Raw genomic sequence first — 24578 nt, forward strand, 5'->3', positions numbered from 1 at the left:
GCAATGGCAGGGAAGTAAAATTATATATTGAATAATTTCAACTTCATTACACTTTGTCCATCTTTGCCCGAAAAACACCTGTCATCAGGCGGGCATGGGCGGCACACCCAAGGCCGGCACCGCCGTCTGCGCGCCATTCATCACCATGGCCAGGAAAGTGTAGTAGCCATTGATGCCCATCAAGTCGACCACGCCGTGCTCGCCGAACAGCGCCAGCGCCCGCGCATACGTGGCATCGCTGACGCGCTTGTTCTGCTGCAGCTCGATGCAAAAGTCGTGCACGGCTTGCTCATCTTCCTTCAGGGCAAGCGGTACGCGCCGCGCAGCGATGGCATCCACGGCCGCTTGCGCAATGCCGTTCTGCACGGCCAGCGGCGCGTGGATGGCCCACTCGACTTGCTGGTCCCATTGGCGCGCCGTCACCAGGATCGCCAATTCCGACAGCCGCGTGCCGATGGCGCTGCGGTAGCGCAAGTATTCGCCCATGCGCTGCGCCGTTTCCATCAGCTCGGGGCTGCGGATCAGCGGCACGAAGGGGCCGTACAGGGCCCCGCGCGGACCGTCGATGATGGCTTGCGCGGCCGCGCGCTGCTGGACATCGAGCTGATCCAGCGGCAACGGCGGCAAACGGTCGATATCGCTACCGGCCATCAGGCAGTCCAGGCAACCACATCCTGCTGCTGTTCACCGAGGCCGGCGATACCCAGGCGCATGCTGTCGCCTTTTTTGAGGAAACGCTGCGGCTTGCGGCCCTGGCCCACGCCCGGCGGCGTGCCCGTGGCGATGACGTCGCCCGGTTCCAGGGTCATGAATTGCGACAGGTAGCTGACGATCTGTGCCACCGTGAAGATCATGGTTTGCGTATTGCCGGTCTGCATGCGCTTGCCGTTGACTTCCAGGTACAGGTCCAGATCCTGCTCGTCGATGACTTCATCGCGCGTCACCAGCCATGGGCCGACGGGGCCGAAGGTGTCGCAGCCCTTGCCCTTGTCCCACTGGCCGCCCCGCTCCAGCTGGAACGAGCGCTCGGAAATGTCGTTGACGACGCAATAGCCGGCCACGTATTTCAGGGCGTCCTCTTCGCTCACGTATTGCGCGCGCGTGCCGATGATCACGCCCAGCTCCACTTCCCAATCCGTCTTTTTCGAACCTTTTGGCAGCACGACATTGTCGTCCGGGCCATTCAGGCAAGTAATGGCCTTCATGAAGACGATGGGTTCGGCCGGGATAGCCATGCCGGCCTCGGCCGCGTGATCCGCGTAATTGAGGCCGATGCCGATGAACTTGCCGACTTTCGCCAGCGGCACGCCGAAGCGTGGATTGCCGCGCACCAAAGGCAAGGTCTTTTCGTCGAGCTTGGCCAGCTTGCGCAGGGCCTTGTCGGACAGTTGTGCGCCATCAATATCGGCGATCACGCCGGACAGGTCGCGCAGTTTGCCTTCTTCATCGATCAGGCCCGGTTTTTCCTTGCCTGGACGTCCATAACGAACGAGTTTCATAGTCTTCCTTGGAGTTGATCATTGCCGCTGTGCAGGCTGCCATTTTACCGGATGGCCCGGCACGCCTGCAGCGGTGAATGAAAAACATCGCAAGTCCTGGCAATTGCAAGGCCGCCAGCACGCCAAACGCCGCCTGGTACGCCTGCGGCGGATACTGCTGCTGGCTGTTCAGGGGCCAGCAGCCGAGGATCAGGCCAAAGCCCGCCTGCACCAGGAAGGCGCCCGTGAAAATGAGCAAATTCAAACAGGTGGCCGCCCTGCCCGTCAAACTGGCCGGCATGCTTTGCGCAACGATCGCATACTCGAGGCCCGTCACCGTGCCCAGCAGGGTAAATAGCACGGACAGCAAAGGCAGGCTGGGCACCACATTGCACGCCATCGCCACTTGCACGGCGACAAACAGGACGATGCCCACGCCCGCCACTTGCATGGGTGCAATACCGCGCCGCGCCGCGCATTCCGTCAGCATGCCCATGCCGATGGCGCCGAAGATGACGGCCGCCATGCCCAGATACAACAAATACGCGACATTGTCGTCGGACAAGCCGCCCACGTCGGCCAGCCAGCGCCCCACCCACAAGCCCTGCACGCCAAAGAACACCGTGTGCGGCAGCAGGATCAGCGCGATGGTGCGGCGAAAGGCCCTGTCGCCATACACGCTCCAGACGCTGACCTTGTTCCTCGCCGCGGCGGGTGCAGGCTGGGCCGGCGACAGCAGGCGGATCAGCAAGCCGATGGCCAGCGCCGCCAGCGCCAGGCCCAGGAACACGCCGCGCCAATCCGTGTAGTGCAGGGCCAGCTTGACGGGCATGGTGGCCGTGGCCGCCCCCAGGCCGCCCACGGCGATCAGATAGCCATGCACGGAAGGCAGGCGAGCTGGCGCGATGGCGCACGAGACCGCTTTCACGGCGGCCATGAAACAGCCGCCCAGGCCCGCCCCCATCAAGGCGCGCGCCCACATCAGTCCGGCAAAGCTGTGGCCCCGGCTGAACAGCCACACGCCCAGGGCCGCCAGCGCCAGCAGCCACAGTTGCACCGTGCGGGGGCCGTAGCGGTCCAGCGCCATGCCGACCGGCAATTGCACCAGCGCAAAAGCGAGAAAAAAGGCGCTGGTCAGCAGGCCCAGCTGGGCTGGCGTCAGGGCGATGGCGCCCAGTAATTCGGCCGTCAGCACGGCATTCACGCCGCGCAACAGGCACGACAAGTAGTGCCCGAGTGCGAACGGCAGGAACACCAGGCAAAACACGGCCGCGCCGGAGCGGGCAGGCGCGCCGTGGCCGTGCATGCTCAGGCGGCCTGTGCCAGGCGGATGATTTTATGCGGCACCTGCGGCACCGGGTCATCCGTTTCAAAGAAAAACTTGTCCTGGCCAAAGGCCGGCTTCAAATCGTCCAACCACGTCGCTTCCGCATCGAACTTAGCATAAAACGGCCGGCGCACCCAGTCCGGGTTGCGCGCCTGCAAAAATTGCAGGGCAAATAGTTTTTCGCCATGGATGGTGACGATGCCATCGATGACGATCTTGCCGGGAAACGCGCTCATGGAAGGCCCGCGCACCGTGCGCGACAGACCGGACACCATCTGGTAGGCGGCCTGGAAAATCTCGTGCGCCTTCGCCAGGGGCAACTCGAAATAGCTACGCGGGCCCGTGTCCCGTTCGACAAACATGTAATACGGAATCGCCCCCAGGCGCGTGCCCGCCTGCCACAGCTCGGCCCAGCTAGCGGGGTCTTCGTTGATGTGGCGGATCAGCGGCCCCTGCATGCGCAAGGTGGCGCCCGTGGAAATGATGCGCTTCACCGCTTGCTGGGCGATGTCCTGGCGCAACTCGACGGCATGGCTGTAATGGCCCATCACGGCCAAGTTCTTGCCCGCCTTGACGATACGCTCGAACAGGCGCATCAAGTCGTCCGCATCGCGGTCCGAGACGAAGCGCTGCGGCCAATACGCCACCGCCTTGGTGCCGATGCGGATGTTCTGGATATGTTCCAGGCCCGGCGCCAGCAGCGGCTCCAGGTAGGCAGCCAGTTGCCGCGTATTCATGATCATCGGGTCGCCGCCCGTGATCAGCACGTCCGTCACTTCCGGATGCAGTTTCAGGTAGGCGACCAGCTCATGCGACTCATGCGCATCGAACTTCATGTCGTCCATGCCGACGAACTGGGGCCAGCGGAAACAGAAGGTGCAATACGCGTGGCACGTCTGTCCTGCGCTGGGGAAAAACAGCACCGTTTGCGCATATTTATGCTGCAAGCCGCGCACGGGCGCATCGTTGACCCGGGGCACGTTGTGCGTCATCTGCCCGGCCGGATGGGGATTCATGCCCAGGCGCAAGCCATGCACATAGGCATCGATAGCGGCCTTGTCCCTCTGCACCAGCACCAGCTCGCGCAGGTGCGCGTACTGTTCGGGCGCCAGCATGTCGCGGTGGGGAAAGACGAGGCGATAGATGGGGTCGTCGGGGATGTTGTTCCAGTCGATCAACTGGTCGAGCACATAGGCATTGGTGCGAAACGGCAAGACGTGCGACACCACTTGCACGGCTTCGCGCTGCTCTTCCGGCAGCCATTCCCACTGCCGCGCCTGTTGTATGGTGTGCCGCGTATACGGCTTGAACTTGGGTGAAAACGGCTCGGTAATGGGTGCGGACACGATCGGCTCCTTGCCAGTAAACAGCGATAACTTCCTTGAAACCAGCCCTATCCCGGCCAATTCCAGCCTCTTCCTCTGCCATGCCTTGCCAGCTTGGCATGCTGTGAAAGTCATCATAGTTCTTGCCGCTCGGAACCAAATTGTTACATATCAACAAGCCGTCGATACGTTGCAAGCTACCGACAAGCAACACCTTAGTTTGTGCCATCGCAATTTGCGGGAAGCGTCGGCGACGTAAATTACGACTTGGCAACATATCCCTCGATATCACAAGGAGCTTTCATGAAACGCTTATTCACGGGTAGCCTGCTGTGCCTGGCATTTGCCGGTGGCAACGTCAGCGCCGCGGTCGAACCAACGGAAAAAGACGCCATCGCCATGGCCGAACGGGGTGCCGCCTTCATGAAGGCGCATGGCAAGGAAGAAATGATGAAAAAAATCACAGCGAAAGACCCGGACTTCGTGCAGGGCTCGCTGTATGTGGACATGCGCGACATCAAGACGGGCATCGTGCTGGCCCACCCCATCAATCCTTCCATCGTGGGCAAGGATTTGACGGATGTGCCCGATGCGAATGGCAAGAAATATCGCCGTGAAATCATTGAGTTGGCGCAAAAACAGGGCAAGGGCTGGGTCGATTATCAATACAAGAATCCCACCACCGGCAAGATCGAACCGAAGACCACCTACATCCTGCGCGTCAACGATGTGGTGCTGGAAGCGGGGATCTACAAAAAATAGGGCAAGGGCGGCGCGCATGCACACCGCGCGCCGCCTGCGGTTTGAACGGCCATCGCCAGGAGTCGAGCATGCTCAATCAATTACGCATAGGGCCAAAATTATTGCTGGCACCCACCCTGGTCTTGCTGTTGCTGATACTCAGCTCGACCGGCGCCTGGTATGGCATGGTGCGGCAAAATGCCTCGCTGGAAAACATGGTGCGGGTGCGCATCACGCACCTGAAGGCAGCCGCCGACGTACTGGGGGACGCCAAGCATGTGCACGGCAATATGTACCAGTTGCTGTCGTGGACGAATGGCAGCTTCGCCAAGGCCCGCCTCGATACACTGGAGCAACAGATCAAGGCGCGCCACGCGGCCATCGGCACCCAGCTGGCCTCGCTGCGCGCCACGGCCACGGGCGCCGAACTCACCCTGGTCGATGCGGCCATCACAGCACTGGCCGGCTATCGCAAGGCTGTGCTGGAAACGATGGAAATGGCGCAGATGGACCAGTCGATCGCCACCAATTCCATGCTCAAGGCGGAAACGCAGTTCGGCCAGTTCAATACGCAGTTGGCGCAACTGTCCGCGCTGGAAACGACGCTCAGCAGCCAGGCCCATGCGACGGCCAGCGCCGAGTTTCGCACCCTGTGCTGGAGCTTGCTGCTGACCGTCCTGCTCTCCATCCTCGTCTCCATCGTGGTGACCATGCTGGTGCGGCGCGCCATGCTGGTGGAAATCCGCGGCATTGCCGACGCCGTGCAAGACTTGGCGGCGGGCAAGCTGATGGCCGGCGCGCCCAAGCAGGGCAATGACGAAATCGCCGCCACCTCGCGCGTGCTGGACCAGACCATCGCCCACCTGAATCAGACCTTGCGCACCATCATGGGCGCCGTGCAATCGATCGACACGGCCTCGCACGAAATCGCCACCGGCAACCTGGATCTGTCGGCGCGCACGGAAATGCAAGCCAGCTCGCTGGAAGAAACGTCGAGCGCCATGGAAGCGCTGACGCAAGCCGTCAATGACAACGCCGACAACGCCCAACTGGCCTGCGAGCTGGCGGGGCAGGCATCCACCCTGGCCGTGCAAGGGGGCGTGTCGATGCAGCAAGCCGTGACGACGATGGCGACAATACGCGCCAATTCGCGCCAGATCGTGGATATTATCGGCGTGATCGACGGGATTTCCTTCCAGACCAATATCCTCGCGCTGAATGCGGCGGTGGAAGCGGCGCGCGCGGGAGAACAGGGCCGCGGCTTTGCCGTGGTGGCGTCGGAAGTGCGCACCCTGGCGCAGCGCTCGGCGCAAGCCGCCAAGGAAATCAAGACCCTGATCGCCACGTCCGTCACCACTATCGATGGCGGCAGCGTGGCCGTGCAGCAGGCGGGCGACAGCATGGGCGCCATCGTGGCCTCGGTGCAGCAAGTCAATGAGATCATCCAGCGCGTGAAACAGGCCAGCGCGGAGCAGGCGTCGGGCATCACGGAAGTGAACCAGGCCGTCACGCAAATGGATGACGTCACCCAGCAAAATGCAGCCCTGGTGGAACAGGCGGCAGCGGCGGCGGCCAGTTTGCAGGACCAGGCCGTCAAATTGTCGGCGGCCGTGGCCGTGTTCACCCTGGATGAGCGCCCCGCCTCACCGGCTGGCCACACCGAAGACGAAGCATTCCAGCATCCGGCCAGCCCCGCCAACGGAGAAGGCAAGGACCGGCGCGCATTGCACAGCCCGCTGCGCGGCATGCCCGGCCGGCATGGCGCCAACGATGCATCGCGGCGCCGGCGCAGCTAGACGGCGGGCGCGCGCAGCGGTTTACTCAGATAGGGCGAGCCGGCCAGCACGAAGCGCCACGGCGTGTCCATCGCCCTGGAAATGCCGATGCGCGGCCCCGTTTGCACCGTGACATCGCCTTCGCGGGCCAGCAACAGGAACGGCGGCGCGTCCAGTGCCAGCCGGTTGTGCAGGTGGCTCACGCCCAGCGCCTGGCACACCTTGCCCGGTCCCGAGCACAGCAGCCGCTCCCCCTCGACGCCGCGCCGTTCGCGCATCGTATCGAGTCCCTCCACAGGTTCGATCGCGCGGATCAGCACGCCCGCGCCATGCCCCGCTTCGCGGCACACAAAGTTCAGGCACCAGTGGATGCCGTACGAGCGGTAGACATAGGCGTGCCCGGGCGGGCCGAACATGGCCGCATTGCGCGGCGTCATGCCCCCATACGTGTGCGAGGCAGGGTCCAGCCGGTCATACGCTTCCGTTTCCACGATGCGCCCGCCCACGCCGTCGACCAGCACGGTCACGCCGATCAGCTGGCGCGCCACGCTGCTGGAATCGTCCGCGAAATCGATACCCGCAAGGATTTTTTTCATCAGGCAATTGTACTGCCGCGCATCCGGCCGCACGCTTTGCCTCGCCTTGAAAACAAATAAAACTTGGTTTTTTCATCATGGATACCGGGATGGGCAAGGTCGTAAAATGATGAAAATCACGGCTGGACCGGGCCAAAACGGGGATTTTTTCCAGAATATATTGCAGATATGAACTATTGCTATGCATAAACAGCGATAATCGTCGGGCACTGCGCCAGACGCTCATGAAGCGGGCAGCGGCAGCGCGCGACAGAATAAGCACCGGGCACAAAAATGATGATGAAAGCGTGATGATGAGAGCGGCAGCGCAAAAGCAGATAGAGCAGGAAGATCCGGTTGACGCCTTGATGCGTTCCATCCGTATCCCGCCGCGTCCCAGCCTGCTGGTCGACCTGCAGCGCGAACTGGCGGAACAGGACCCGTCGCCGCGCCGCATCGCGCGCATCATCGCCGACGACGTCGGCATGTCGGGCGCCCTGCTGAAATTGGCCAATTCGCCGTTCTATGGCGCCGCGCGCAAGGCCAAGTCCGTCGAGCAAGGTATCAACTTTCTCGGCATCAACCAGTGCAGCGCCATGATGACGGGCTTGCTGGCGCGCCAGGCGCTGGAAGCGGAAGGCGTGGAACTGACCAATTTCTGGGATGTGTCGGCCAAGCGCGCGCGCGCCCTGGTATTTACCTCACGCAAGCTGCGCATCGCCCCGCCCGACATCGCCCACACCTTCGGCCTGTTCTGCGACATCGGCGTGCCCCTGCTGATGAACCGCTTTCCCGACTACGTCAACACGTACGCGGCGGCCGCCAACGATGCGCACAATTGTTTTACAGCACTGGAAGACGCACGCCACCAGACCAACCACGCGGCCATCGGCTGCTTGCTGGCGCGCAACTGGGGCCTGTCTTCCGACGTCTCGTGGGCGATCTTGCACCACCACGACTACACGGTGCTGGCCGACCCGTCCACGGACGACGCCATCCGCTCGCTCGTCGCCCTGTCGCTGCTGGCCGAAAAGGGCATTCAGCGCTACCATGGCAACAGTACCTCGCTGGAGTGGGACAAGGGCGGCGAACTTGCTTGCCAGCATCTTGGCCTGTCGCAGGAAGAAGCCGCCGACCTGCTCGACGAATTGCACGAGATGTTCGATACCGACCATTGAGGTATCAGGCGGCCGCGTCCGCCTGTATGATCCGTCCCGGCGCCTGGCACAAGCCCTGGCGCCTGTTTCCGTTTGCCTGACCCGTCTTTCTTAACCTGTTGATCGCCATGCCCAAAAATAAGCGCCCTGTCCCCCGTAAATCCGCCAACACGCCTGAAGACAAGGATGAATCCGTCACGCGCATGCTGTGCACGATGGCCCTGAACCTGGCGGAGCAGGAAGACAGCGAATCGCAGGGCACGGTGCTGGCCGAGCAAGCCGTCGAGTTCGGCCGCCTGATCCGCAAGGCCTTGAATCAAAAGAAGGATGAAATCCTGTACGACGCCATCGAGCGGGCGAAATACGAGGACGTGGGCGCCTACCAGTACCTGCGCAGCCATATCGAGGAAGCGGCGTCCATTTCCGTGATCCGCCGCGAAAATGCCCCGGCCATGGAAATCAACGCCTTCGTCGTGCCCCTGCTGGTGCAAAGCACGGGCGGCCTGAAGGAAGCGGACAGCTTCCAGGACCAGGACGCGTTCGAAGCGCTGGTGAAAAGCTTCCAACAGGCAGAACTGGAAAGCGCCAAGGCCAAGGTAGTCCTGATGAGCCACGCCTACGACCTCGATGAAATCGACCGCATCACCTACAGCCACCTGCACGAAATGGTGCGCGATGCGTACTCGTCGATGACGGACAAGAAAATCGTCGCCACGCCGGGCCTGGAAAGCAGCATCGTCGGCTGGAGCGAGACGGCCTTCGGTCCGCAGGACACGGCCGTCGAACTGCGCTTCCTGCTGGGCTTTGCCCTCAAGCGCGTGGACGACCCGTTCTATGCGGAACCGAAGGATGAAGCGGCGCTCGACGCCTGGTTCGATGCGCGCATGGCCCGCTACCAGCAGTGGACGACGGAAGTGGGCGATCTGGTGAAACGCTGCCTGGCGCCGGCCGGCAACACCCTGGAAGTAAGCTTCCTCTACCAGGATCTGTTCCACGGTGGCAAGGAACAAGGCATGAGCGAGTATGCGATGCTGCAGATGATGTCCGGCATCAACCATGCGTTGGCAGAAAACAACGTGGACGCGGGCGACGTCTCGGTGGTCGTCGGCCCGGCCGATGAGCACGGCGAAATGCTGCTGCGCGTCAACGTCAGCACGGCAGACGGCCAGTTGCTGCACAGCGCCGACAAGCCGCTGGACCTGGCCGCCGACTTGCAGGACGAAGTCGACGACATCTGCGACGCGCTGGCCACCATCGGCGTCACCCGCTTGTCAGTGGCGCTGAAATTCGACGCCAAGGGACAGCCGCTGGAAGCGCAGCCGTACGCGCCGGCCTAAAGCCGGCAAACTGATCAACTGAGTCCCCGCATTACAACGGCTGCAATGTTTTCCATTGCAGCAACTTGGCGCCATACGCGAGTGTGTAAGCGGGGCTGCTCGACGGCAAGCTGACGATGCGGTAGCGCTGCGCGTGCTCGCCCAGCACCTTGATGCCCAGCTTAGCGGCCGTGCCGCCGTTGAAGGCGATCGTGTGCAATTGCGGCAGACTGGCGGCCAGGGCCACCAGGTCGTTGTCGTCGCGGGCGCGGATGTTGCTGTCCAGGCTGCCCGTGCGCTGCGCCTGCGCCACCACATCCCACAGGCCCACGCCGTGCGCCAGCAAGGTGCTCAAGCGCGCTTCATAGGGCTGGCTCGTCAAGTCCACGCCCAGCACCTCTCCCAGCAGCAGCCAGAACTTGTTTTGCGGATGCGCATAATACTGGCTGTGCGCCAGCGATTTTTCGCCGGGCAAGCTGCCCAGTATCAACAAGCGCGTATCGGCGTCGACGACGGGATCGAAACAGCGCTTGCGCGGGTCGGCGGCAGGGTCTGGCAAGAAGGCTGGGCTATTCAAATGAGCGGTCCGGAAGGGGAAATGAAGGGCCATTTTACCCGGCCACGCGACGGTGTAGAATTCCCGGACAACCATCCCTACACAAGAGACCGCCCATGCGCACCATCGACACCCTGCTGGCCCAGTATGGCGAAAGCCACCGCAACCACGTCAATGAATGGGTGCACATCGTGTGCGTGCCGCTGATCGTCTTCAGCCTGCTGGGGCTGCTGTGGAGCGTGCATCCCAGCGTGGCGCTGCTCGGCAGTATTCTCGCTTTATACTATTACTACAAGCTGTCGCGTCCGTTTGCGGCAGGCATGCTGGCCATGCTGGCCGCCATGCTGGGCCTGCTGCTGCTGATGCCGGCGCTGACTGTCCTGCCCGTGTCGCTGGCGCTGTTCGTGCTGGCCTGGATAGGCCAGTTCATCGGCCACCAGATCGAAGGCAAGAAACCGTCGTTCCTGGACGACTTGCGCTTCTTGCTGGTGGGACCGCTGTTCGTGCTGGGATTTTTGTACCGGCGCCTGCGGCTGGCGTATTGAGCAGCAAGCGGTCATGCGGGGCCGTAACAGATTTTTACTATTCGCAACTAGTTATCTGAGGCAAGTGTCCTTATGATAAGTCATCATCTGTCGGTCAATGTAATCGGCAACTAACTTTTGTCCAAGGGAGTCCCACATGAAAGCACCAATTATTGCAGTGGCATTGCTGGCCACCCTGGCCGGCTGCGCCGTACAACCGAACTCGGCGAATGTGTACAACGCGCGCCAGGCGCAGAATGAACAATCGGTTCGCATGGGCACGGTTGAATCTGTGCGCCAGGTCACCATCGACAAGGGTGAAACGGGCACGGGCGTACTGGCTGGCGCGGCGCTGGGCGGCGTGGCCGGCTCGACAGTCGGTGGCGGCAAGGGCGCCATCGCTGCCAGCATCCTGGGCGCCGTCGCCGGCGGCATGGCGGGCAAAAGCATCGAAGCGAACGCTTCCAACAAACCCGGCCTGGAAATCACCGTACGCCTGGACAATGGCGACATGCGCGCCATCGTGCAAGACGCGGACGAACTGTTCCGTCCGGGCGAACGCGTGCGCCTGCTGTCCGATGGCCGCAAGACCCGCGTCACCCACTGATCTGCTTGCCGGCGCATGCGCTTTAGCCGAATGCGCCGGCTGCCATCAGCAAGGCCGAGGGCGACATGCCCTCATGCAGCCAGATTGCAACCAAGGTTGCCACCACGACATATACAAGCACGCTCCATACTTTGATCTGCAGTGAGGCTGGCATGGCGGTCCCCTTCAAAGATGCAATTCAGAAAATGTTTACTTGATAATAAAGTAAATATTTTCATAAATTCAACATTTTCCAGAAGCACTGCGCTGGCTCAATGCCTCGTTGTCTCCTGACCACTCTTTGAGCAAGCCCGGCCAAGACTCGCCATCCCCGCGCGATGCCCGTATACTTGCGCGATGTCCTCTCCTCTCCTGTTCATCATTGCCTGCCTGATCTGGGGCTCCACCTTCTGGGCCATCACCTTGCAGCTGGGCGATGTCGCCCCCGCCGTTTCCGTGGTCTACCGCTTCGGCCTCGCGTCCGCCACCCTGTTTGCCTGGTGCGCCTTGCGCGGCGACCGCTTGCGCCTGCCCTGGCGCGCGCAGAAATGGATGCTGCTGCAGGGCCTGGCATCATTCGCCCTCAGCTATGTGTGCACGTATAGTTCCGAGCAATATCTCGTCTCGGCCCTCGTCAGCGTGCTGTTTGCGCTGATGGTGTTCTGGACGCCATTGCTCAACCGCATCGCCTTCGGCACGCCCATCACCTGGAGCACCTGCTGCGCGGCCTTCGTCGCCATCTGCGGCATCGTGCTGCTGTTTTACCAATCCATCGGTGCGGCACTGCAAGATATCCTGGGCGGCGGCAATGGCCATTTCCTGCTCGGTTTCATGCTGGCCCTAGTGGCCACCGTGTCCAGCACGGTGGGCAACGCCCTCGTCATGAAAGTGCGCGAGCATTCCGGCAACGTGATGCTGACCATGGCCTGGACCATGCTGTGGGGCACCTTGATGGTGGCCGCCTGGGCCGTCGCCACAGGCCAGTCCTGGCAATTGCCCGCGCGCCCCAGTTATTGGATGGGATTGCTGTACCTGGCCATCTTCGGCTCGGTCATCGCCTTCAGCGCGTATTTCACGTTAATCGCCCGCATCGGCACGCAAAAGACCGTGTATATCGGCGTCGTCACCCCCGTCATTTCCGTGCTGCTGTCGGTGCAGTTCGAACACTACCGGCCCGCCGCCATCGAATGGGTGGGCATGGTGCTGTGCCTGTCCAGCGTGGCCTGGGCCCTGACCTCGGGCGCGCGCAAGACGGCTGCCGTTTCCTCTATTTCCACCACTCCATCCACAAAGGCAACATGAGCACCTCTACCTCCCTCGCCATCCGTCCCGCGACCGCATCCGACGTAGCCGCCATCTTTGGCATGATCCATGAACTGGCCATGTTTGAAAAACTCGAACACATGATGATCGCCAGGGAATCCATGCTGCACGACAGCCTGTTCGGCGCCCATCCCGCGTGCGAAGCGCTGGTGGGCGAGGAAGATGGCGAGGTGGTGACGTTCGCCCTGTTCTTCCACAACTTTTCCACCTTCCTGTGCCGCAAGGGCTTGTACCTGGAAGACCTGTATGTGAAGCAATCGGTGCGCGGCAAGGGTTATGGCAAGCAAATGCTCGTGGCGCTGGCGCAACTGGCCGTCGCACGCGATTGCGGCCGCTTCGAATGGTCGGTGCTGGACTGGAATGAAAACGCGATCAACTTCTACAAGGGCATGGGCGCGGACGTGATGCCGGACTGGCGCATCTGCCGGGTCGCTGGCGATGCCTTGACGCAATTGTCGGCCGGTACGCCACAACCACTGTGATTGGCACTGCATCGCGGGAACTGCAAATGCAAGTTCCAAAAAAATCCCCGCGGGCTAGCGGCACCGCGGGGTGAACCCATTGTCAAGTGGGAGGGGGAGAATGCAATCAACGGTTATCAATATAAACGCTGCCGCTTGCCACCGCGCAGACCTTTACATTTGCTTACCGGGCCTTACATTTGACTTAAATTCGCTAACCAAGTGTCACCGAGTGTCGCTCGGATGACACTGTTTATTTCCGTGGTTCAATCAATGTGCCGTGCAAACCGATATGTTGTTGTGTAAGCCCACTGCCACCCTGCGCATTCTTATAGATTTGGTACACTGTGAAACAGGCGATGCAGCCAGCAACCACGGCGAAAATGACCATGCGACGCTCCTTGAGTATGCTTGAGGGAATCAGAGCCCGCGGCGCCTGATGATGACCGGGCGAGCAGGGAAGATTCAGTGTGGCATCTTCGGTCTGGGGAGCATTGCGCAATCTCAAACGCGCCAATTTGACGGGGTCATGGCATTTGATATGGCGCAAAGTGGCGGCATTCCGCTCACACAAAATGAACGCATCGTTACGCACCTGGGAGCCACATCATGAATGTCTCTGCCAAACCGCTCGTCATGAAAATCTACCGCGCCTACCTGCGCTCCCGCCTGGAGCGCTACACGCGCGACTTGCAAGCCATCGCCGAACAGCGCGAGAACGACTTCCAGGCTGAACGCATCCTGCACCAGGCCGTCGTCTCGGTGCGCTCCAAACTGCACTCGCTGTAACCGTGATGCCGTCAGTGCTGCCGGCCGGCCACGGCCCAGCGCTCCACCAGCTCGAACAAGCCTTGCGTCAGCAGGGCCAGCACGGCTGCGGGGATCGCGCCGGCCAGCAGCATGTCGTTGTCATTCAGCGCCAGGCCGATGGTGATGCGTTCGCCGTAACCGCCCGCGCCGATGAAGGCGGCGATGGTGGCCGTGCCCACGCTCATCACGGCCGCCGTTTTGATGCCCGCCAGCATCACCGGCAAGGCCAGCGGCAAGTCCACGTGCAGCAAGCGGTCGCGCTTGCTCAAGCCCAGCGCCAGCGCCGCCATGCGCAAACCTTGCGGCACCTGCAAGATGCCCGTGCACGTGTTGCGCACGATGGGCAGCAAGGCGTACACGAATAGCGCGACCAGCGCCGGCACGGTGCCGATCATGCCCAGCAGCGGGATCAATATCGCCAGCAAGGCCAGCGACGGCACCGTCTGCAGCACGCCGACGAAGGCCAGCACCGTTTGCCGCAGCGGCGCCGACAACGCCGCCAGCACGCCCAGCGGAATGCCGATCAGGCACGCCAGCGCCACCGACAGCAGCACCAGGGTCAGGTGCTGGCGCGTCAGGGTCCACAGATCGTCGCCGATGATTTTATCGAGCAGCTTGCTGCGCGCGGCGGCCGGTTTTTTCGCCTGCGCGCCTGAGGCCAGCCACTGGAGCGCCACGCCGGAAAAAGTCTTGCCATCGATTTCCACGGCCGCATTCATGGCGATCATGTCGCTCTCGCTGATGCGCCCCTGCAAGCCTTGCAGCGCGAGCCAGGCGGCGGGAAAACGCTGCGGCACGTCGAGCCGGTACAAGAGCATGGCGTCGTAGCGGGGAAAATACTGCTGCGTGTCGGACAGCACGCGCAAGCCGTACTGGCGTATCTTCGCGTCCGTCGAATAAATGTCGATCACATCCACCTGGCGCTGCGCCAGCGCCTCGTAAGCGATGCCGTGATCGAGCCCGCGCGGGCGCTGCGGCAAGCCATAGCGCGCGGCCAGGCCCGGCCAGCCATCGACCCGGCCGATGAATTCATGCGACAGACCGAATTTCAGGGCGGGATGCTGTGCCAGCTGCGCCAGGCTGGCGATGCCCGTTTCATCGCCGCGCATGGCCAGCGCATACGTATTGTTAAAGCCCAGCGGCACGGCCACGCCCAGGCCCAGCGTGGCCAGCTCGCGCCGCATCTGCGCCAGATCAATGGCCTTGTCGTGCTTGAGGATTTCGCTGGCGATGGTGCCCATGTATTCGGCATACACGTCGATGCTGCCCGCCTGCAGCGCGGCCAGCACGATGGCCGTGTTGCCCAGGCCCTGGCGGTGTTCCGCCCTGACGTGCGGCGCAGCGCTCTGTTTGACGATTTCGCCGAGAATATACGATTCCGTAAAGCGCTTCGAACCCACCTTCAGGGTGCCGCCGTCCATGGCAAGGGAGGATATGGGCGCGGCGGCGAAGACAAGTAACAACAGCAAGTAAGCAAGACGCACGCGGCGCTCCGGGACGGATGATCAATCCGGCAAGCTTACCACCGGCGCGCGCCAGACACCGCCATGCACCACGCCCGCGCACGGGTTCAGGCCCAGCGCATACGCCAGGTCGGCCGGGCGCGCGATGCGCCACAGGGCGAAATCGGCGCGCTTGCCTACCGCCAGGCTGCCCGTTTCCTGCTGCAGCCCCAGCGCGCGCGCCGCATGGATCGTGCAGCCGGCCAGCGCTTCCTGCGGCGTGAGCCGCCACAGGGTGCAGGCCATGTTCATCGCCAGCAGCAGGGACGTCATGGGCGACGTGCCCGGGTTGCAATCGGTGGACACGGCCATGGGCACGCCGGCCGCGCGCAAGGCCGCCACGGGCGGCGGCTGCGTCTCGCGCAAAAAGTAATACGCGCCCGGCAGCAGAACGGCCACCGTGCCATGCTGCGCCATGGCGGCGACGCCCTCTGCCGACAAAAATTCCAGGTGGTCGGCCGACAGGCCGCCATAGCGCGCCACCAGCGCCGCGCCGCCCAGGTCCGACAGCTGCTCGGCATGGAGTTTCACAGGTAGCCCCAGCGCCGTCGCCGCCTCGAACAGGAATTCCGTTTGCGCCGGCGTAAAGCCGATGCGCTCGCAAAAGGCGTCGACGGCGTCCACCAGGCCGTCGCCGGCCAGCTGGGGCAGCATCTGCGCGCACAGCAGCTCGATATACGCATCGGCCTGACCTGCATACTCGGGCGGCAGCGCGTGCGCGCCAAGGAAGGTGGTGCGCACGGATACGGGCAGTGTTTGCCCTATCCTGCGCGCCACGCGCAGCATCTTCGCTTCGCTGGCCGCGTCGAGGCCATAGCCGGACTTGATCTCCAAGGTGGTCACGCCCTCGGCCAGCAGCGCCAGCACGCGGGGCAGGCTTTGCCGCAGCAATTCGTCGTCGCTGGCCGCACGCGTGGCGCGCACGGTGGACATGATGCCGCCGCCGGCCCGGCTGATGTCTTCATAGCTGGCGCCATTCAGGCGCGCCTCGAATTCGTCGCTGCGGTTGCCCGCGTGGACGATGTGCGTGTGGCAGTCGATCAGGCCGGGCGTGAGCCAGCAACCCTGGCCATCCTGCAGCACCGCGCCGCTGGCCGGCAATTCGTCGCCGGGGCCGAACCAGGCGATGCGGCCATCCTTGACGGCGATGGCCGCATCGAGCAGCTCGCCATAACCGTGCTCCATGGTGGCCAGGTGGACGTTATGGATGACCAGGTCCCAGTCTTGCATCGCTTTCTCTCCCTAGGTAAACAGGTCGACGCACAGCACGGGCGAACGCTGCAAGGCGTCGAGCCGCCATTCCTGCGCATCGTCGGCGTCCAGCAGCAGCGCGTCATGGCGGGCCAGCGCGAACTGCTGCTCGCCACCGCGCGCCAGCACGTGGCCTTCGCCGGCGACAAACAGCAAGGTCGCCGCGCTGCGCCGCACCAGCCGGCACGGGGCCGTGATTTTTTCCAGCTGGTGGCGGCAGCGGTCGCGCCGCGTCATCACGTTGAAATCCGTCGTCGTTCCCCTGACTTGCGCCTCCACGGCCGCCTCGCCGGGAAACCACAGCATCGGTTGCGCCGCGCTCAAGGTCACCTTGCGCGCGCCATCGAGCGTCAGCTGCACGCTGTCGCCATCGACCAGCATCAGGCTGCGGTCGATGCCGGGAAAACTGGAAAACGGCCCGCTGGCCGTGATCGTCGCCAGGCTGATACGCCAGTCGAATTCCATCAGGCTGGCGCCGGGCGGAGCAATGGCGATTTCCATCGTGCTGCCGCCGCCGTTTTTCCACGGCGCGGCGCGCAGGCATTCCTGCGGGATGAAGGTCGCCATCAGAGCGCCCTCAGTTGCGCCAGCGTGCGCTTGTAGGCGGCAGCGATGGCGTCCTGCGCCACGTGGCGCCCGTCGCGCACCTGCCATTGGCCGCCGCACAGCACGTCGCGCACCAGGTTGTCATTGCCGCAGAAAAGTACGCTGCCCAGCACATTTTCGATGGCCACGCCGCACAGGTTCACATGCGCTTCGTCGAGCACCAGCAAGTCGGCGCGGCAGCCGGGCGCCAGCGCACCGAGCTTGCGCCCGGCCGCCTGCGCGCCCCCTTGCAGGGCCGCCTGCCACAGGTAGTCGCCCACATGGCGCTCCTCCGGCGTGGCGGCGACATTGCGCTGCTGCCGCTGCAGGCGCTGGCCATATTCGAGCCAGCGCAATTCCTCGACGGGCGATTGCGATACATGGCTGTCGCTGCCGACGCCAAAGCGCCCGCCGGCAGCGATGAATTCGGCCAGCGGGAAAAGGCCGTCGCCCAGGTTCGCTTCCGTCGTCGGGCACAGGCCCGCCACGGCGCCACTGGCCGCCATCAGCGCCACCTCGTCTGGCTGCACATGCGTGGCATGCACAAGGCACCAGCGCGCGTCGACGTCGACCTGCTCGTGCAGATACTGCACCGGGCGCCGGCCGCTGTAGTCCAGGCACTGACGCACCTCGCCCTGCTGCTCGGCGATGTGGATGTGGATGGGGCGACCCGCGGGCAGCGCCTGCGCCACCTGTTTGATCTGCGCCACGCCGGCCGCGCGCAGCGAATGGGGCGCAAATCCCACCTCCACCTGCCCGCCGCGCTGCGGCGCCAGCGCCTCGACGACGCGCAAGACATCGTCCGCACCGGTGCGGAAGCGCGCCTGCTCCGGCTTCAGGGGTTGCTCGCCAAAACCCGCATGGCTGTACAGCACGGGCAGCATGGTCAGGCCGATGCCGCTGAGGCGCGCCGCCGCCAGCACCCGTTGCGCCGTTTCGGCGGGACGCGCATACAGCGCGCCGGCCGCATCGCGCTGCAGGTAGTGGAATTCGCACACGGCCGTGTAGCCATGGCGCAGGCATTCCGCAAACAGCTGCGCGGCGATGCTTTCCATCTGTTCCGGCGTGATGTGGCGCGCGAAGCGGTACATCAGGTCGCGCCAGGTCCAGAAGCTGTCCGGCCCGTCACCCGCAATCTCCGTCATGCCGCCCAGCGCCCGCTGGAAAGCATGCGAATGCAGGTTGACCATGCCGGGCAAGACATATTCGGCCACTTCGACGCCGGCGGGCGGCGCGGCGTTTTCCGCCACCGCCGTCAAATCGCCGCCCGCGTCCCACTCCAGCAGCACGTCGCGGCGCCAGCCTTGCGGCAGCAGCGCATGGCGCGCAAACAAGGACGCACTCAACGCGCCACCCATGCCACGGCCGCTTCCATCATCTGGCGCAGCAGCGGCTGCACTTGCGCCGCCAGGTCGGGCCGGTAGCCAAACGGTTCCGTTTCATCCATGTACAGGCACTGGCACATCTCCAGCTGGATCGCATGCACGCGACCTTCCGGCTGGCCGTAGTGGCGCGTGATATGGCCGCCCTTGAAGCGGCCATTCAAGGCCACGGTAAATGCCTCCTGCGCGCGCGCGATATCGACCACGGCGGACGTCAGGCCCGCATCGCAGCTGGCGCCATCGGCCGTGCCGAAGTTCAGGTCGGGCAGCTTGCCGTCAAAGAAGCGCGGCACGCGCGAGGCGATCGAATGAGCATCCCACAGCACCACGGCGCCATGCACGCGCAGCAGCCGGTCCAGTTCCGCGCGCAGCTGCGCATGATACGGCGCCCAGTAGCGCTGCAGCCGCTGCCGCACGTCCTGCGCATCCGGTTCGCGGCCGGCCAGGTACAGCGGCTCGCGATGAAAAGTATCGTTGGGCAGCAAGCCCGTCGTATCCTGCCCCGGATACAGATTCGTGTCTTCCTGCGGGCGGTTCAAGTCGATGGTGTAACGCGACCAGCGCGCCGACAGCACGGACGCATCCATCTCCTGCAAAAAGCCATACAGCTCGCGCAGATGCCAATCCGTGTCGGCCCTGACCAGGGCCTGCGGCGTCATGCGCGCGGCGATATCGTCCGGTATGTCGGTGCCCACGTGGGGCATCGACACGAGCAGCGGGATGCTGCCTTCATTAAAGCGGAAATCCATGCTTGTCTCCTTGCTCCAGCTCAAGCGTACAGCGGGGCGAACAAATTCTTGCACGTGCTGCTCAACTCACCCTGCAGCACCATCTGCTTGGCCGCTTCGATGTCGGGCGCGAAGAAGCGGTCGGCGTCGAAGAACGGCACTTTCTGGCGCAACTGGTGATGCACATGTTCGAGGTGCGGCGAGGTTTTCAGCGGACGGTGGAAATCGATGCCCTGCGCGGCGGCCAGCAGCTCGATGCCGACGATGACGGCCGTGTTGTGCGCCATGTCGTCCAGGCGGCGCCCGGCGAACGTGGCCATGCTCACGTGGTCTTCCTGGTTGGCGGACGTCGGCAGGCTGTCGACGCTGGCCGGATGCGCGAGCGACTTGTTTTCCGACGCCAGCGCGGCAGCCGTCACGTGGGCGATCATGAAGCCGGAATTGACACCCGGGTCGCGCACGAGGAAAGGCGGCAGGCCGGACAAGGTGGCGTCGATCAGCAGCGCGATGCGGCGCTCGGCCAGCGCGCCGATTTCGGAAATCGCCAGCGCCAAGGTGTCGGCCGCAAAGGCCACCGGCTCCGCATGGAAATTGCCGCCCGAGACGATTTCCGCCTGCCCGTTGGGGCCATCCTGGAAGATCAGCGGGTTGTCAGTGACGGCATTGGCTTCGATCAGCAGCGTGCGGCCGACGTTGCCGATCAAATCGAGGCAGGCGCCCATGACTTGCGGCTGGCAGCGCAGGCTGTACGGATCCTGCACGCGCTCGTCGCCTTCCAGGTGCGAAGCGCGAATCGCGCTGTGCGCCACCAGCTGGCGGTACATCTGCGCCGCCAAAATCTGCCCCGGCTGTCCGCGCACGGCATGCACGCGCGCGTCGAACGGCGAGTCGCTGCCCTTGGCCGCGTCGAGCGACAGCGCGCCCGTGACCATGGCCGCTTCCAGCAGGCGCTCGGCCATGAACAGGCCATGCAGCGCCAGCGCGTTCGACACTTGCGTGCCGTTGATCAGGGCCAGGCCCTCTTTCGCCGCCAGCACCACGGGCGCGATGCCCGCCTGCGCCAGCGCCTCGGGGGCCGCCATCAATTCGCCGTTGACGCGCACGTCGCCCACGCCCAGCATGGCCAAGGTCATGTGCGACAGCGGCGCCAGGTCGCCCGAGGCGCCGACGGAACCCTTGGCGGGAATGGCCGGCATGATGCCCGCGTTGTACAGGGCGATCAGGGTATCGACGATCAGCGGGCGCACGCCGGAAAAGCCGCGCGCCAGGCTGCCGATCTTCATCAGCATGATCAGGCGCACGACGGCGTCCGACAGCAGTTCCCCCGTGCCGACGGAGTGCGACAGGATCAGGTTGCGCTGCAATTGCTCCAGCTTTTCATCGGGGATGCGCGTCTTGGCGAGCAGGCCGAAGCCCGTGTTGATGCCGTACGCCGCGTCGCCCTTGGCGACGATGGCTTGCACGGCGGCGGCCGACGCCTCGATGACGGGATAGGCCTCGGCGGCGAGGGTCAATTTTGCCGGCGCGGCCCAGACGGCGCGCAGGTCGGCCAGGGTCATCGCGCCTGGTTTCAGGGTCCAACTTTTGGCATGCTGTGTCATAGTCATTCGAATCGAGGTCTCAAGGAATCATGGGAAGAATCAGGCCGTTGCGCTTGGCGCAGGCGGCCGCTGTTTCGTAGCCGGCATCGGCATGGCGCATCACGCCCGAGCCGCTGTCGTTGACCAGTACGCGCGCCAGGCGTTTCGCCGCCGCTTCGCTGCCATCGGCCACGATGACCATGCCCGCATGCTGAGAATACCCCATTCCCACGCCGCCGCCATGGTGCAGCGAGACCCAGGTGGCGCCGCCGGCCGTATTGAGCATGGCGTTGAGCAGCGGCCAGTCGGAAACGGCGTCCGTGCCGTCCTTCATGCTTTCCGTTTCGCGGTTCGGGCTGGCGACGGACCCCGTATCGAGGTGGTCACGGCCGATGACGATGGGCGCCTTCAGCTCGCCCGTGCGCACCATCTCGTTGAAGGCCAGGCCGGCGATGTGGCGCTCGCCCAGTCCCAGCCAGCAGATGCGCGCCGGCAGTCCCTGGAAGGCGATGCGCTCGCGCGCCATGTCCAGCCAGTGGTGCACCTGCGCGTGGTGCGGGAACAGCTCCTTGATCTTTGCATCCGTTTTATAGATGTCTTCCGGGTCGCCCGACAAGGCCACCCAGCGGAACGGGCCGCGCCCCTCGCAGAACTGCGGGCGGATGTAGGCGGGCACGAAGCCGGGGAAGTCGAAGGCGTTCTGCACGCCCTGGTCGAACGCCACCTGGCGGATGTTGTTGCCGTAATCGACGGTGTGCACGCCCATGGCGTGAAAATCGAGCATGGCTTGCACGTGGGCGGCGCAGGAATCGGCGGCGGCCACCGTCAGGCGCGCATGGCGCTGCGGGTCTTGTTGCGCCGCCTTCCAGTCCGACACGCTCCAGCCGCGCGGCAGATAGCCGTTGACCAGGTCATGCGCGGACGTCTGGTCCGTCACCAGGTCCGGCACCAGGCCGCCCGCCTTGGCGCGGCGCACCAGCTCCGGCAGCACTTCGGCCGCGTTACCCAGGAGGCCGATGGAAATGGCTTCCTTGCGCTGCGTGTGGTATTTGACCAGTTCCAGGGCTTCGTCCAGGCTGGCCGCCTGCTTGTCCAGGTAGCGCGTGCGCAAACGGAAATCGATGCTGCTTTGCTGGCACTCGATATTGAGCGAGACGGCGCCCGCCATGGTGGCGGCCAGCGGCTGCGCGCCGCCCATGCCCCCCAGGCCCGCTGTCAGAATCCAGCGTCCGCCCCAATCGCCGCCGAAATGCTGGCGGCCCGCTTCGGCGAAGGTTTCATACGTGCCCTGCACGATGCCCTGCGTGCCGATGTAAATCCAGCTGCCGGCCGTCATCTGGCCGTACATGAACAGGCCCTGGCGATCGAGTTCGTTGAAATGTTCCCAGTTGGCCCATTTCGGCACCAGGTTGGAATTGGCGATCAGTACGCGCGGCGCATCCGCGTGGGTCTGGAACACGCCCACCGGCTTGCCGGACTGGATCAGGAGAGTCTGGTCGCCTTCCAGCTCGCGCAGCGAGGCGAGGATCTGGTCGAAACAGGCCCAGTTGCGGGCGGCGCGGCCGATGCCGCCATAGACGACCAGGTGCTGCGGATTTTCCGCCACTTCCGGGTCCAGATTGTTTTGCAACATGCGGTAGGCCGCCTCGGCCTGCCAACTCTTGCAAGCCATGACCGTGCCGCGCGGGGCGCGGATGGTACGGCTGGCATCAAAGCGTGGATCGGTGTCCATTGTGCTGTTCATGCTGTCTCCTCGTAGGGTGCGAGCGGACGTATCTGGCCCGATACCTGGCCCGCTCTGGTACTCCCAGCATAGGTTGTCTATACAACCAAGTCAACAGGTTTTTGCAGGCGTCAAATCCTTATTTTTTCTCGAACACGCGCTTGCCCGCCACCCACGTCTGCAGCACCTGCGTCTTGCCGATGGCCTTTGGTTCCACGCTGAACAGGTCCTGGTCGACGACGATGAAGTCCGCCCATTTGCCCGCTTCCAGGGTGCCGATGGCCTTTTCCTGGTGCGCCGCCCAAGCCGCGTCGAGGGTGAAGCAGCGCAGCGCCTGCGTCACCGTCATGGCTTGCTGCGGATACCAGCCGCCGGCCGGGAAGCCCTCGCTGTTTTGCCGCGTGACGGCCGCGTGGATGCCTTCGAACGGGTTCGGCGACTCGATGGGGAAGTCGGAACCGCAGGCGATGCGCGAACCTTGCGCAAGGAAGGTGCGCCACGCATACGCGCCCTTGATGCGCTCATGGCCTACGCGCTGCTCCGCCATGTTCTGGTCGGACGTGGCGTGCGTCGGCTGCATCGAGGGGACGATGCCCAGCGCCTTGAAACGGGGGATGTCGGACAACTGCACCACCTGCGCATGTTCCATGCGGTGGCGCAGGCCCACGCTGCGGTATTGCGCGGTCAAGGCCTGGTAGCCATCGAGGATTTGATGGTTGCCCGCGTCACCGATGGCGTGCACATTGACCTGGTAGCCGGCGCGCATGGCTTTTTCCATCTTCGCGCGCATGGCGCCGTCCGGGTAGAACAGCAGGCCACGGGTAGTGGGATCGTCGCTGTACGGTGCCAGCAGGGCCGCACCGCGGCTGCCCAGGGCGCCGTCGGACACCAGTTTGACGGCGCGCAAGGCGTACATGTCGCGCGCATAGCTATTCAAGGGGCCGTTTTTCGACAGCGCGTCGAAGTCTTCCGTGGTGTCGGCGATCATGCCGTACACGCGCACCGTCAGCTTGCCGTGGTCCGCATAGTCGCGGAACAGCCGGTCCTGCATCTGGCCGATGCCCGCATCGTGCACGCTGGTCAGACCCACTTGCGACAGCTGCGCCAGCGCGCCATCGAGGGCGGCGCGGTTTTCCACGTCGCCCGGCTTGGGCAGCACGGCGTCCATCAAGTCCATGGCGCTGTCGACCAGCACGCCGGTGGCATTGCCGTCCGCGTCGCGTTCGAGCTTGCCGCCCGCCGGGTCTTGTGTGGCGCGCGTGATGCCGGCCAGCGCCAGCGCCCGGCTGTTGGCCCAGCCCGCGTGGCCATCGACCCGGCGCAGCCACACGGGCCGCGCGCTTTCGGCCGCATCGAGTTCCGCTGCCGTGGGAAAGCGTCCCAGCTTCCAGATTTCCTGGTTCCAGCCATTGCCGATCACCCAGCTGCGCTCGGGATGCGCTTTGGCGAAGTCGCCCACGGCCTGCACGGCGGCCGGCAGCGAGGCGGAACCGTACAGCATCACGCCGCTGGCGATCGTCCCCAGGCCGAAGACGTGGCCGTGCGCGTCGATCAGGCCTGGCAGCACGGTTTTTCCCTGCACGTCGACATGGATGGCGCCCTTGGCCGCCTTGCGTTTCACCTGCGCGGCGCTGCCGACGGCGAGCAGCTTGCCCCCGTCGTCAAAGGCCAGCGCCGTGAAACGCAGCACCTTGCCGGCAGCATTGAGGGTGTAGCCGTTGGCATTGTCGATGACGGTATCGGCATGTGCGTGGCCGATGGCCCCCAGGCAGGCGAGCGTGAGCAGGGTGCGGCGCAGTGGCAAGGTCGGCATTTCCATCTCCAGATCTTTTAGTCGTTAGCAAAAAGACGAGTGTATAGAAATTGGCAAAAT

The 24578-nt window shown here is 64.0% G+C and carries 24 protein-coding genes; 9 read left to right on the top strand and 15 right to left on the bottom strand.

What is annotated here, in order from left to right; all coding sequences use genetic code 11:
* Window positions 1–84: 84 nt before the first annotated feature.
* From O3298_RS06390 to O3298_RS06405, 4 genes are read right to left on the bottom strand one after another with little or no spacing between them, the layout of a single operon-like run.
* Window positions 85–651, bottom strand: coding sequence for a carboxymuconolactone decarboxylase family protein (locus O3298_RS06390; RefSeq protein ID WP_289917464.1), 567 nt, complete (start codon window positions 649–651; stop codon window positions 85–87).
* Entirely contained in the window at window positions 651–1499 is an 849-nt protein-coding gene (locus tag O3298_RS06395; protein WP_305057367.1) for a fumarylacetoacetate hydrolase family protein, read from the bottom strand. Before O3298_RS06395 ends, O3298_RS06390 begins: the two co-directional genes overlap by 1 nt.
* Window positions 1444–2784 carry an MFS transporter gene (locus tag O3298_RS06400; protein ID WP_305058792.1) on the bottom strand — a complete coding sequence of 447 codons (1341 nt, stop codon included), beginning with the start codon at window positions 2782–2784 and terminating at the stop codon, window positions 1444–1446. Before O3298_RS06400 ends, O3298_RS06395 begins: the two co-directional genes overlap by 56 nt.
* Before the next feature lie 2 nt (window positions 2785–2786).
* A complete protein-coding gene (locus O3298_RS06405; protein WP_305058793.1) occupies window positions 2787–4151 on the bottom strand; it encodes a KamA family radical SAM protein in 1365 nt (454 codons plus the stop codon).
* 282 nt (window positions 4152–4433) lie between these two features.
* On the opposite strand from O3298_RS06405, the gene O3298_RS06410 reads away from it, so the two are divergent.
* Complete coding sequence (locus O3298_RS06410) at window positions 4434–4892, top strand: cache domain-containing protein (RefSeq protein WP_099666427.1); 459 nt, start codon at window positions 4434–4436, stop codon at window positions 4890–4892.
* Between the two features lie 68 nt (window positions 4893–4960).
* On the top strand, window positions 4961–6667 hold the full coding sequence (locus O3298_RS06415) for a methyl-accepting chemotaxis protein (RefSeq protein WP_305058794.1): 1707 nt from the start codon (window positions 4961–4963) through the stop codon (window positions 6665–6667).
* Here the strand turns inward: O3298_RS06415 and O3298_RS06420 are convergent.
* Window positions 6664–7242: a DNA-3-methyladenine glycosylase gene (locus tag O3298_RS06420; protein ID WP_305058795.1), complete on the bottom strand. Its 579-nt coding sequence runs from the start codon at window positions 7240–7242 to the stop codon at window positions 6664–6666. The genes O3298_RS06415 and O3298_RS06420 overlap by 4 nt on opposite strands.
* A gap of 290 nt (window positions 7243–7532) precedes the next feature.
* On the opposite strand from O3298_RS06420, the gene O3298_RS06425 reads away from it, so the two are divergent.
* Together O3298_RS06425 and O3298_RS06430 are read left to right on the top strand one after the other, a co-directional pair.
* Window positions 7533–8399 (top strand): HDOD domain-containing protein, encoded by an 867-nt coding sequence (locus tag O3298_RS06425; protein ID WP_099666424.1) that lies wholly within the window; start codon window positions 7533–7535, stop codon window positions 8397–8399.
* A gap of 107 nt (window positions 8400–8506) precedes the next feature.
* On the top strand, window positions 8507–9715 hold the full coding sequence (locus tag O3298_RS06430) for a hypothetical protein (RefSeq protein WP_289913056.1): 1209 nt from the start codon (window positions 8507–8509) through the stop codon (window positions 9713–9715).
* 31 nt (window positions 9716–9746) lie between these two features.
* On the opposite strand, the gene O3298_RS06435 is transcribed toward O3298_RS06430, so the two are convergent.
* Window positions 9747–10271, bottom strand: coding sequence for a DNA-deoxyinosine glycosylase (locus O3298_RS06435; RefSeq protein ID WP_305058796.1), 525 nt, complete (start codon window positions 10269–10271; stop codon window positions 9747–9749).
* 95 nt (window positions 10272–10366) lie between these two features.
* On the opposite strand from O3298_RS06435, the gene O3298_RS06440 reads away from it, so the two are divergent.
* Window positions 10367–10795: a DUF962 domain-containing protein gene (locus tag O3298_RS06440; protein ID WP_099666421.1), complete on the top strand. Its 429-nt coding sequence runs from the start codon at window positions 10367–10369 to the stop codon at window positions 10793–10795.
* 136 nt (window positions 10796–10931) lie between these two features.
* The gene (locus O3298_RS06445) at window positions 10932–11381 is read left to right on the top strand and encodes a glycine zipper 2TM domain-containing protein (RefSeq protein ID WP_034780449.1); all 450 of its coding nucleotides are present in this window, start codon (window positions 10932–10934) and stop codon (window positions 11379–11381) included.
* Window positions 11382–11403: 22 nt separating this feature from the next.
* On the opposite strand, the gene O3298_RS06450 is transcribed toward O3298_RS06445, so the two are convergent.
* A complete protein-coding gene (locus O3298_RS06450) occupies window positions 11404–11535 on the bottom strand; it encodes a hypothetical protein (protein ID WP_257218848.1) in 132 nt (43 codons plus the stop codon).
* Between the two features lie 182 nt (window positions 11536–11717).
* Between O3298_RS06450 and O3298_RS06455 the strand changes: the two genes are divergently transcribed.
* The 3 genes from O3298_RS06455 (at window position 11718) to O3298_RS06465 (ending at window position 13933) form a co-directional block, all read left to right on the top strand.
* A complete protein-coding gene (locus O3298_RS06455) occupies window positions 11718–12662 on the top strand; it encodes a DMT family transporter (protein WP_289903380.1) in 945 nt (314 codons plus the stop codon).
* Complete coding sequence (locus O3298_RS06460) at window positions 12659–13165, top strand: GNAT family N-acetyltransferase (RefSeq protein ID WP_305058798.1); 507 nt, start codon at window positions 12659–12661, stop codon at window positions 13163–13165. Before O3298_RS06455 ends, O3298_RS06460 begins: the two co-directional genes overlap by 4 nt.
* Window positions 13166–13753: 588 nt before the next feature.
* Window positions 13754–13933 (top strand): hypothetical protein, encoded by a 180-nt coding sequence (locus O3298_RS06465; RefSeq protein WP_034746290.1) that lies wholly within the window; start codon window positions 13754–13756, stop codon window positions 13931–13933.
* 11 nt (window positions 13934–13944) lie between these two features.
* Here O3298_RS06465 and O3298_RS06470 read toward each other — a convergent pair whose 3' ends face one another.
* From O3298_RS06470 to O3298_RS06505, 8 genes are all read right to left on the bottom strand, one after another.
* Entirely contained in the window at window positions 13945–15375 is a 1431-nt protein-coding gene (locus tag O3298_RS06470; RefSeq protein ID WP_289913244.1) for a glycine betaine ABC transporter substrate-binding protein, read from the bottom strand.
* An 84-nt stretch (window positions 15376–15459) separates the two neighbouring features.
* Entirely contained in the window at window positions 15460–16686 is a 1227-nt protein-coding gene (gene hutI, locus O3298_RS06475; RefSeq protein WP_305058799.1) for an imidazolonepropionase, read from the bottom strand.
* A gap of 12 nt (window positions 16687–16698) precedes the next feature.
* Complete coding sequence (locus O3298_RS06480; protein ID WP_305058800.1) at window positions 16699–17274, bottom strand: HutD family protein; 576 nt, start codon at window positions 17272–17274, stop codon at window positions 16699–16701.
* Window positions 17274–18650, bottom strand: coding sequence for a formimidoylglutamate deiminase (locus O3298_RS06485; protein ID WP_305058801.1), 1377 nt, complete (start codon window positions 18648–18650; stop codon window positions 17274–17276). The genes O3298_RS06480 and O3298_RS06485 overlap by 1 nt, the downstream gene beginning before the upstream one ends.
* Window positions 18635–19423, bottom strand: a complete 789-nt coding sequence (gene hutG, locus O3298_RS06490; protein ID WP_305058802.1) for an N-formylglutamate deformylase — start codon at window positions 19421–19423, stop codon at window positions 18635–18637. The genes O3298_RS06485 and hutG overlap by 16 nt, the downstream gene beginning before the upstream one ends.
* Before the next feature lie 20 nt (window positions 19424–19443).
* Window positions 19444–21003, bottom strand: a complete 1560-nt coding sequence (hutH, locus tag O3298_RS06495; RefSeq protein ID WP_289900202.1) for a histidine ammonia-lyase — start codon at window positions 21001–21003, stop codon at window positions 19444–19446.
* A gap of 19 nt (window positions 21004–21022) precedes the next feature.
* Window positions 21023–22726, bottom strand: a complete 1704-nt coding sequence (gene hutU / locus O3298_RS06500) for a urocanate hydratase (RefSeq protein ID WP_305058803.1) — start codon at window positions 22724–22726, stop codon at window positions 21023–21025.
* Window positions 22727–22844: 118 nt separating this feature from the next.
* Window positions 22845–24518: an amidohydrolase gene (locus O3298_RS06505; RefSeq protein WP_305058804.1), complete on the bottom strand. Its 1674-nt coding sequence runs from the start codon at window positions 24516–24518 to the stop codon at window positions 22845–22847.
* Window positions 24519–24578: the final 60 nt, after the last annotated feature.

It is taken from the genome of Janthinobacterium sp. SUN137, from assembly GCF_030587265.1.
Classification (GTDB): Bacteria; Pseudomonadota; Gammaproteobacteria; order Burkholderiales; family Burkholderiaceae_D; genus Janthinobacterium; species Janthinobacterium kumbetense.

Coding starts and splice junctions, on each gene's coding strand:
- O3298_RS06390 (WP_289917464.1), bottom strand. CDS start 651: ATGGCCGGTAGCGATATCGACCGTTTGCCGCCGTTGCCGCTGGATCAG.
- O3298_RS06395 (WP_305057367.1), bottom strand. CDS start 1,499: ATGAAACTCGTTCGTTATGGACGTCCAGGCAAGGAAAAACCGGGCCTG.
- O3298_RS06400 (WP_305058792.1), bottom strand. CDS start 2,784: ATGCACGGCCACGGCGCGCCTGCCCGCTCCGGCGCGGCCGTGTTTTGC.
- O3298_RS06410 (WP_099666427.1), top strand. CDS start 4,434: ATGAAACGCTTATTCACGGGTAGCCTGCTGTGCCTGGCATTTGCCGGT.
- O3298_RS06415 (WP_305058794.1), top strand. CDS start 4,961: ATGCTCAATCAATTACGCATAGGGCCAAAATTATTGCTGGCACCCACC.
- O3298_RS06420 (WP_305058795.1), bottom strand. CDS start 7,242: ATGAAAAAAATCCTTGCGGGTATCGATTTCGCGGACGATTCCAGCAGC.
- O3298_RS06425 (WP_099666424.1), top strand. CDS start 7,533: ATGATGAGAGCGGCAGCGCAAAAGCAGATAGAGCAGGAAGATCCGGTT.
- O3298_RS06430 (WP_289913056.1), top strand. CDS start 8,507: ATGCCCAAAAATAAGCGCCCTGTCCCCCGTAAATCCGCCAACACGCCT.
- O3298_RS06440 (WP_099666421.1), top strand. CDS start 10,367: ATGCGCACCATCGACACCCTGCTGGCCCAGTATGGCGAAAGCCACCGC.
- O3298_RS06445 (WP_034780449.1), top strand. CDS start 10,932: ATGAAAGCACCAATTATTGCAGTGGCATTGCTGGCCACCCTGGCCGGC.
- O3298_RS06450 (WP_257218848.1), bottom strand. CDS start 11,535: ATGCCAGCCTCACTGCAGATCAAAGTATGGAGCGTGCTTGTATATGTC.
- O3298_RS06455 (WP_289903380.1), top strand. CDS start 11,718: ATGTCCTCTCCTCTCCTGTTCATCATTGCCTGCCTGATCTGGGGCTCC.
- O3298_RS06460 (WP_305058798.1), top strand. CDS start 12,659: ATGAGCACCTCTACCTCCCTCGCCATCCGTCCCGCGACCGCATCCGAC.
- O3298_RS06465 (WP_034746290.1), top strand. CDS start 13,754: ATGAATGTCTCTGCCAAACCGCTCGTCATGAAAATCTACCGCGCCTAC.
- O3298_RS06470 (WP_289913244.1), bottom strand. CDS start 15,375: ATGGACGGCGGCACCCTGAAGGTGGGTTCGAAGCGCTTTACGGAATCG.
- hutI (WP_305058799.1), bottom strand. CDS start 16,686: ATGCAAGACTGGGACCTGGTCATCCATAACGTCCACCTGGCCACCATG.
- O3298_RS06480 (WP_305058800.1), bottom strand. CDS start 17,274: ATGGCGACCTTCATCCCGCAGGAATGCCTGCGCGCCGCGCCGTGGAAA.
- O3298_RS06485 (WP_305058801.1), bottom strand. CDS start 18,650: ATGGGTGGCGCGTTGAGTGCGTCCTTGTTTGCGCGCCATGCGCTGCTG.
- hutG (WP_305058802.1), bottom strand. CDS start 19,423: ATGGATTTCCGCTTTAATGAAGGCAGCATCCCGCTGCTCGTGTCGATG.
- hutH (WP_289900202.1), bottom strand. CDS start 21,003: ATGACACAGCATGCCAAAAGTTGGACCCTGAAACCAGGCGCGATGACC.
- hutU (WP_305058803.1), bottom strand. CDS start 22,726: ATGAACAGCACAATGGACACCGATCCACGCTTTGATGCCAGCCGTACC.
- O3298_RS06505 (WP_305058804.1), bottom strand. CDS start 24,518: ATGCCGACCTTGCCACTGCGCCGCACCCTGCTCACGCTCGCCTGCCTG.